This is a genomic window from Chryseobacterium sp. FP211-J200 (assembly GCF_001643375.1).
Classification (GTDB): domain Bacteria; phylum Bacteroidota; class Bacteroidia; order Flavobacteriales; family Weeksellaceae; genus Epilithonimonas; species Epilithonimonas ginsengisoli.
In genome coordinates this window covers 1-1045 of sequence record NZ_LSHB01000060.1, presented here as the reverse complement: position 1 = coordinate 1045, position 1045 = coordinate 1, and the positions used below count along the sequence as shown (strand labels likewise).

Here is a 1045-nt window from a genome sequence, read left to right as displayed (position 1 = left end):
TAATGCACTACGGGTTATTGTAAATGCTTCTATCTTGGTAGATAAAAAATGGCAGCCAATAAACATCGAACAACAAAGAAAACTAGGATGGAAAATGCTAAATGAGCCTTCACAACTTCCTTTATCAGAAACTGAAAAAAAATACACTTACACAGCTAACGAAGTACACATATCTGTTAATAATTTTAGTTTTTCCAATAGAGTGGAAAATGGCAAAACAATACAGGAAAGAGATATACGTGATTTTGAAAAAATAAAATTTATCCTTGATAATAACGGAAGAATTGTCAAAAAAGAAACAAACAGAGAAAACCGAGAAACTGAAATTGAAGAGTATTCCTATTAGGTTTTCATTTTTGAATAAGAAAAAGCAGGATTTACTATCTATTTTGCACAAAGGCTTCGTGCACAACCATCCGGACAGACCATTTGTAATGGGTGGAATGTTTCATGGGGGAACAGCTTTGGGTGGCGGAATCAATAATCACATGAGATCTATCCAAACCAAAAGTGGCATTAAAGTTCTGATGAATGACCAAGAAAAAAGTGTGACCATCCTCGATCCTAGTGGGAATACTTATTTTATGGATGGAGCGGGAAATATTACCGTGACGGCGCCGAAGAATATGACCTTTAATGTTGGAGAGAATTTAACAATTGATGTTGGAAGAGATATGTTGACTTCTGTAGGAAATAATAAAGATTTAAAAGTTGTAAAAGATATTTCAATAACGGCATCTAATCATAAAGAAGAAATTAGTAGTAACAAAACTTTGAAAGTAGTTGATAAATTAGAGGAAATTACTGGGTCAACTAGACATCTTGCGAAAAATGGTGATATCACTTTCCATAGTAATGGTGTTGCATCTTTGTATGGAAGTGTTGATACTAAAGTAAACAAAGGATAAACTGTTGAATCTGAAAAAATTAAATATGAATTCCAACGGGAAATATTTACTAAAGGAGTATGAAAAAACAAACCGATTTTATAAAACTGAATTCCTGCTTTTTGCTAATATTTTATGTGATGCAATTCGTCTCTTGC

The 1045-nt window shown here is 32.8% G+C and carries 2 protein-coding genes; both read left to right on the top strand.

What is annotated here, in order from left to right; genetic code table 11:
* On the top strand, positions 1–346 hold a 346-nt coding region (locus tag AXA65_RS17070), incomplete at its 5' end, for a hypothetical protein (protein ID WP_228391701.1).
* Between the two features lie 10 nt (positions 347–356).
* Complete coding sequence (locus tag AXA65_RS20300) at positions 357–908, top strand: hypothetical protein (protein WP_228391700.1); 552 nt, start codon at positions 357–359, stop codon at positions 906–908.
* Positions 909–1045: the final 137 nt, after the last annotated feature.